7 protein-coding genes and 1 pseudogene are annotated in these 6,366 nt (G+C 39.2%); 5 read left to right on the top strand and 3 right to left on the bottom strand.

The window, feature by feature from the left end:
• The first annotated feature begins 620 nt into the window (after nucleotides 1–620).
• Both Xenpb_RS15465 and Xenpb_RS15470 read left to right on the top strand, forming a co-directional pair.
• Nucleotides 621–1,103 (top strand): PliI family lysozyme inhibitor of I-type lysozyme, encoded by a 483-nt coding sequence (locus Xenpb_RS15465; RefSeq protein ID WP_187655140.1) that lies wholly within the window; start codon nucleotides 621–623, stop codon nucleotides 1,101–1,103.
• Nucleotides 1,104–1,214: 111 nt separating this feature from the next.
• Nucleotides 1,215–1,586 carry a hypothetical protein gene (locus tag Xenpb_RS15470; RefSeq protein ID WP_187655141.1) on the top strand — a complete coding sequence of 124 codons (372 nt, stop codon included), beginning with the start codon at nucleotides 1,215–1,217 and terminating at the stop codon, nucleotides 1,584–1,586.
• A gap of 118 nt (nucleotides 1,587–1,704) precedes the next feature.
• Here the strand turns inward: Xenpb_RS15470 and prfH are convergent, their stop codons facing one another.
• The 3 genes from prfH to Xenpb_RS15485 all read right to left on the bottom strand — a co-directional run bounded on the left by prfH (nucleotide 1,705) and on the right by Xenpb_RS15485 (nucleotide 4,318).
• The gene (prfH, locus tag Xenpb_RS15475; RefSeq protein ID WP_187655142.1) at nucleotides 1,705–2,322 is read right to left on the bottom strand and encodes a peptide chain release factor H; all 618 of its coding nucleotides are present in this window, start codon (nucleotides 2,320–2,322) and stop codon (nucleotides 1,705–1,707) included.
• Nucleotides 2,319–3,440, bottom strand: coding sequence for an RNA ligase RtcB family protein (locus tag Xenpb_RS15480; RefSeq protein WP_187655143.1), 1,122 nt, complete (start codon nucleotides 3,438–3,440; stop codon nucleotides 2,319–2,321). Before Xenpb_RS15480 ends, prfH begins: the two co-directional genes overlap by 4 nt.
• A 476-nt stretch (nucleotides 3,441–3,916) precedes the next feature.
• Nucleotides 3,917–4,318, bottom strand: coding sequence for a hypothetical protein (locus tag Xenpb_RS15485; RefSeq protein WP_187655144.1), 402 nt, complete (start codon nucleotides 4,316–4,318; stop codon nucleotides 3,917–3,919).
• A gap of 506 nt (nucleotides 4,319–4,824) precedes the next feature.
• On the opposite strand from Xenpb_RS15485, the gene Xenpb_RS15490 reads away from it, so the two are divergent.
• The 3 genes and pseudogenes from Xenpb_RS15490 to Xenpb_RS20505 form a co-directional block, all read left to right on the top strand.
• Nucleotides 4,825–5,190, top strand: coding sequence for a LecA/PA-IL family lectin (locus Xenpb_RS15490; protein ID WP_187655145.1), 366 nt, complete (start codon nucleotides 4,825–4,827; stop codon nucleotides 5,188–5,190).
• 219 nt (nucleotides 5,191–5,409) lie between these two features.
• On the top strand, nucleotides 5,410–5,982 hold the full coding sequence (locus Xenpb_RS15495; RefSeq protein ID WP_187655146.1) for a hypothetical protein: 573 nt from the start codon (nucleotides 5,410–5,412) through the stop codon (nucleotides 5,980–5,982).
• A gap of 320 nt (nucleotides 5,983–6,302) precedes the next feature.
• Nucleotides 6,303–6,366, top strand: a pseudogene (locus tag Xenpb_RS20505) (transposase); the annotation flags it as partial.

Consider the following 6,366-nt stretch of genomic DNA (forward strand, 5'->3'; position numbering starts at 1 on the left):
ACGGTAGGAAACCACAATAATAAGTTAATAACATGTTAACATTCCACTATCTGGCCATCAGGTAATCTGCAAGTGAGGTTATAATTGATGTTAGAGCGCAAAAGAAAAAACCCCGCGGACAACATACTGCCCAAGCGAGTTTATAGAGGAAAATCAAAGTATGAATATCATCCTGCAACAGGTGGTTCAATCTCTATCTGTTGTTTGAGTTCACCTGTATCCGTTGTTTGGAAAGAGTACAATAAGATTGTCGAAAAAATAGAGAAAAACAGCACGTAGAGCTTAATATATGTTGAAGTTAATGAAGAAACGGGAGTCACCACTCCCGTTGACGCCCATGACTTTATTCCATTTGAATAAAATTCATTGAATACATCAAAAATAACCTATACCACAAAATATTTTTCCATTCCTTATCGTAATGAATGACATTTCTCAAAGCCCTCGGAAAATCAGATATTCTTATGTTTTATTTCCAATAATTAAGCACTATAGCGTTGGTTCCAAATAGATTCCGAATTGCACCTTTTACTAAAAATATGGTCTTTCAAAAATCGTGCTACTCTATAAATCTCATCCTATGAGTATGTCGAACAAGCTAGTAAACAATGGAGTATTTTATGTGTATAAGTAAGAGCCTAAAAACTATTGTTATTTCTTCTCTAACCGCCCTGTTTTTATCAGTACCAGCTATCGCAAAGGATGGAGCGTTGATTAACTTACCTGATAAAAGATTTGCTGTTATATCGGTCGGTGATTTGGAAAGTGAATCAATTGGCAGCTATTCAATCGCTGTTTTCAAAGATAAAGAGCTCTCAGAATTTGAAACTGGAGCCATTTTTTCCCGTGACGGTTCAGTGTTTGATGATAACAATAAACCCAGGATTACATTTGCAGACATCAACAATGATGGCGCCAAAGAATTAATCGTCACCAAGCTTTCGGTAGGATCTGGGAATTATCTGGAAGTTGATGCGCTCAAAATTACTGACAAAAATGTTAACCTTCTTACTCGCATCAATATAAACGGTAAGAATGATCCCGTTAAGACACTCCGTGCGTTATGTAAAAGAGGTCAGTGTGTAGAGCAGAAGCACCAATAAGCACATATTTAACAAGTCCGATTTTCTACCGGGATTCGGCACAAACAATAAATAATGTACTATTGTTAATGTTGTCACCACTATCATGGTATAGTCGATCAAGAGGAAATTATGAAACGTCTTTTACTGCCACTTTTCCTTGCCCCATTCTTCTCTTATGCCGTACAGGCGAATGTAGATAAAACAGTAGAAACCTATTGTGATTTGTTTGGAAAAGTCTCTGTCGAAGCATTTAAAACCAATGACTCACCTGATGCGATAGCCCAAAAAGCTTTTAGTGAATTAAGCAATAAAGGGTTCGATCTCAAAGAAATCCATAGCAACAAGAATGAGTTTATTGCATCTATCAAACAAACCGTCACAGAAGTCAGAAAAAATAAACAGGCATTCCCGAGTCCCCGCCATTTTGATGAGTCATTGGATAAATCAGTCAAAGCCTGCAAAGAGCAGACAAAGCACTCCTTATCTCAGGGGGTTAAATAAACTTCCGATAGAGCGACTGACTCATGTCGTCGCTCTATTTCATTAATATCTATGTCCGTCGTCTTTCAAGTTGTTGCTTTGTTGACTGTGCTACAACTTGAAATCTGTCAGGTAGATATTAACTCTGTGGAATAAATTCCATTCCGATAAAAGTACGCACTGCATTTCCTCTTTCAATCTGATGGTGAAATATCCGTCTTTCTGCCTTGATCTGTGCCTGATGCCTATTTTGATGTTGCTGGAGCCGATGCCCCAACAACATATGAGCAAGCCGACGGTTAGCATGCTGACTGCGCTCGGACTGTACTTTGATACTGATACCACTGGCAATATGCACTGCCCGAACCGCTGATTCTGTTTTATTAACATGCTGACCGCCTGGGCCAGAAGCTTTCAATGTTTCAAACCGAATTTCGCTTTCCTTCATTTCCGGCATCGGTTCAAACTGCCTCACACCAATAAACCAATTTTTGCGGCCAGCTCCTTTTCGCCAAGGACTTTCGCAGATCCATTTAATCGTACCGTTCCAACATTCAAATAGATGTTGTTCATTTTTCCCATGAATAGCCACTAACACCGAACGCAACGTACCGGAACGCAATCCCCTTTCTTCCTCCAGAATATTCGCCCTTACACTCAACTCTTCGGCTTCTTGAATCAATCGCTCCAACGCCTTATTGACCGCTAACATACATTCATCTGGCCCTTGAGCCGAGGAAATCTGCAACAATATCACTCATTGCCTCCCCGTGTTTTATATGTCAGAACAGGTTTCAGCCTCGCTATCAATTGAATTAAACCAGCCTGTAACATAGCTTCCATTACGCCATCAATGGGTTTATAGGCTTCTGGCGCTTCTTGAAAAATCAGCTGCTTATCTAAGCAAATGACTCGGCTACCCAATGCAGTACGAGAAAGTTGCACAGCATTATAACGCCCGCTCAAGCGTTCCTTACATTCACTACGCATCCATTTTCGCCCCGCTCCATGAGCGAGAGAAAACAAGCTCTGTTCACTGGGTAGCGGTTGCACCAAGTAACTGTAATCTCCACGAGATCCTGGAATAATCACCGGGCCTTGATCTGCGGGCGTCGCTCCCTTGCGGTGTAGCCAGCCATCAACGCCACCAATAGTACATGGCGTAAGCAAATTATGTGAGATATCAAGCAGACGCTCTCCGTTGGCCCGCCAGCGTTTCAGCATTCTTTCAGCAATTAATTGGCGGTTAAAACGAGCATAATCCAACGCTTGTTGATGTTGCTGAAGGTAATTCTGAGCCTGTGAGCTTGATGCGACCACCCCATCATGCCCATACTCACGGATATGTTGCTCAAGGATCATTTGCCCCATACCACGTGAACCACTGTGTACCAATAACAGAAGCTGCTGTTTATTTAGTTGCCACGTTTCGAGCAGTTCCGGTTGATAAATTTCATCCAATTGCTGTAACTCAGCAAAATGATTTCCACCACCGATCGTTCCCGGTGAATGGCAAAAATATTCAGGTATATCGTCAGGTAAATTTTCTGCTTCCAAGGGTGCGTCAATGGAACCTAGCCGTTTCTCCAGCTTATCCAATGACCATTTATTCAGTGTCAAATCTGTTCGCCACAATGCCATACCGCAACCAATATCGTTCCCGATAAGTGCCGGATAAAAACGTGACTGTGAAAAAAATGCAGCACCAACGGGATAGCCTCTGCCGGGATGGAGATCTGGCAGACCGATAACGCGAGCCATCTCAGGAAGTTGTGCTGTTGTTTCAAGCTGCTGGATAGCCTTACCTTCCAGCCAAGTGTTTTCTGTTACGATAAGCTGTACGTTTGGTGCAGCCGAATACAAAGTATTGCCCATAGATCAACCTTATGATCAATGAAAAAATAAGGGTGTGGTCAGGCCTTCCTAGCCAAGCAATACTGAAAAAACTAATTTCGTAATTAGCTATGGACTGGCCTGAAAAGAGTCATTGTTATTGTCACCATGATAAATTCCTCCTTTTCAGTTAGTAGTGGGGTTTAATGAATAACTGCATTTTGCAGACGCAGCATCATACTTCAAGTTTTATTGTCATTACCAGTATTTTCTTTGAATTTATTTTTAAATTAAACCAATTGTATGAAGATTTAATAAGTTGGCTTTTAATTTCAATTAGTGATTAGTTAGGATGCAATTTTAGCACCTTACAACTTCATTCATATCCATTATCACAAGACATTTCTAATAAAGGATGTACATCATTTACTGCTTTCCTGATATTCTCCCTGTTATATAAAATCGCCATGACATTGAGAATATTTACCGCCAAAATCCGCACGTTCAGGTTATTATAATTACAGACAAGAATAATCATCAAATTTTAAAGGTAAAGCTATGCCTGTTGTCAAAAACAAAGAAAGAACTAAAAAAATGTTTATTAGCATTGTAAAAGAATATCGAGATGATGATAATTTTCTTTTTTCTAAACCTGATTGTTTTCGATCTAAAAGATACTGATTATCTTCAATTTTAAAAAATATCTCTTTCGCCCGCTCAATATCAAAATGATGGACAAGGAGTTTCACCCCTCCAAATGCCTGAGAGCACATGTAGTTATTCCATACAATATCTTCATCTATCACTACCGCACAAATGCCTTCTGATAACATTCTACCCAGGATAATGTGAGCATCTATTGGTGACAGAAAATTTGCTAATAACCGCATATTTCCTCTCTGAGGATAGCTATTCCACATAAGCACACCATAGTGAGATAAGTTATCAATAAGTATAAGCCATTACTGGATATCCACTCCAAGAAATTGTATGAAACTAAAAACAAAATGCAGTACCGCCCAGACTGATACCCGCATCCATTGCGGCGCTAGGAACTTTCTTCCAATTGGGTATATTTGGCATTAAAAACATATATCATCTGTTTTTAATGTCTAGTCCTGATATACGTTGACACTATTTTACTCATCTCCTGCATATAGCGAGAATTCAATTAAATCAAGGAATTAAAGGAGGAGGATTGTCATCTTTACGTAACCTGTTAATTTTACCTTGTTATGCTACATTTTATTACCAATGGGAATAGATTTTATTAATGTCCTATCAGTCACTCCGTGCCATCCTAATCCAAGAAATTCTCTCCATTATTAATGAACCCATTTATTGATGTTCACTGATGGGGAAGCATCCTACCACCTTCATAGACTGATACAGTCGCTTTCAAAACATAATGATTGGAGGTAATACTATGTATGATTGGTCTGGAACTGTTCCCGGCAAACTAGCGCAAGGTCAACCGACAGGGCTTGTACTCCAAAAAGGAGATGTAATATCCATCATTGCGACAGGGTGGGTGAAATTTGTCAATGACAACCGTCCGAATCCGTGGTCTGCACCTCAAGGGGTTCCTCCTAATCCTCCAAGTGGGGGTTTAGTTGCAAAAATTGGCGATAAGACTTATGAAATTGGCAATGGAGTACTCCATAAGACAGTGCCCACAGATGGCGAATTAACTCTTTTATTTTTAGATAGTAATTATAAAGATAATTCCGGTGACTTTTATGTCAACGTTAAAATAGAATCACGTTATTTTCCTCTCCAAGAAATACAATAAATAATCTCGATATCTAACCCGCAATTTTCTGCGGGTTAAATGTCAAACAACCACAATAGCCCACTGTTTTTTGAGTTACGTTTATCAGAGAGGTTTGCTTATACTAAAGCGGATAGGTGAATAACCTATATGATATAGTAATTATCATTTCAGTGCTCCATTTACGGTGAAGTAATAAGAACCTTTACTTGAGTGATTTCATCAAAAATAGGGGGCTATATGAAAGTTTTATTTGGTACCGTTTTGATGGTCTTATCTTTAATCATACAGCCAGCTTTGGCTTGGCAGGATTATAAGATAAAGTTTGTGAACCATGATTTATCTAAAAGTCTTAATGTACCTGTTAAGCCAAATTCTGGTAACGTTTATCATTTGTCTAGAATAAATGACTCGTGTATAGCTATTCCTGGTCCATTAAATTTCAAGCTTGACCGATCCTCAGAATACAACTTAGCTGTTCAGGATATTAACTCTAGTACGACATGTGCAGGGAGGCAAAAAAAGATAATTTGGGCGGTGAGTACGAAAACTGATCCTGCCAGTCTGGACCCTAACGCTTGTTTATTGCAATGGAGTGTTACTCTCTATTGGACGATACCTATTGTTCCTCGATGGTATACGGCAGTTACGAGCACCTGCAACAACTTTATTATAAAGGCAACGTGTTCAGGTCAGGATTGTTACAATTATTGCCCAGATTTGAATAATTGCTACATGGAACATACACAACGTGTCGGCGGCTCTGAACCCGATAAGATAGATATAGTTTTTGAAGAGAAAAAAAAGTACTGAACTTTGAATGTGATTATCTGTTTCTTTAGAGGAATTAAAGCTATATAAAGGGGACAATCCTCCCCTTTTAACTCCTTGATTTAATTGAATTCCCACTCTATGCCGGAAATGAGTAAAATCAACAGATTAGCTAAAGGTGGGATTTTCCACCTTTAAATTAGTGATTCGCCAACCATCACATATTAGACCATTGACCACTGGCTTTAAACAGCATACCCATATCGCGATGACCTGTTCATCATACTGTCGCTTTAACCTATAGCAGAATCATACTAATATGTCATAATATCCAACTCCAAAATGATAAGGCATAAAGTGAAATGGGTTACAGTTTAGATTTTCGAAAAAGAGTCCTGGCATACAAAGATAAGCATTCGTTGACTT

This window comes from Xenorhabdus sp. PB62.4 (assembly GCF_014467285.1).
Taxonomy (GTDB): domain Bacteria; phylum Pseudomonadota; class Gammaproteobacteria; order Enterobacterales; family Enterobacteriaceae; genus Xenorhabdus.

What these genes read in the sequence shown, in the direction of transcription:
- Xenpb_RS15470 (WP_187655141.1), top strand. Translation starts at nt 1,215, where the DNA reads ATGAAACGTCTTTTACTGCCACTTTTCCTTGCCCCATTCTTCTCTTAT.
- Xenpb_RS15465 (WP_187655140.1), top strand. Translation starts at nt 621, where the DNA reads ATGTGTATAAGTAAGAGCCTAAAAACTATTGTTATTTCTTCTCTAACC.
- Xenpb_RS15495 (WP_187655146.1), top strand. Translation starts at nt 5,410, where the DNA reads ATGAAAGTTTTATTTGGTACCGTTTTGATGGTCTTATCTTTAATCATA.
- Xenpb_RS15485 (WP_187655144.1), bottom strand. Translation starts at nt 4,318, where the DNA reads ATGTGGAATAGCTATCCTCAGAGAGGAAATATGCGGTTATTAGCAAAT.
- Xenpb_RS15490 (WP_187655145.1), top strand. Translation starts at nt 4,825, where the DNA reads ATGTATGATTGGTCTGGAACTGTTCCCGGCAAACTAGCGCAAGGTCAA.
- Xenpb_RS15480 (WP_187655143.1), bottom strand. Translation starts at nt 3,440, where the DNA reads ATGGGCAATACTTTGTATTCGGCTGCACCAAACGTACAGCTTATCGTA.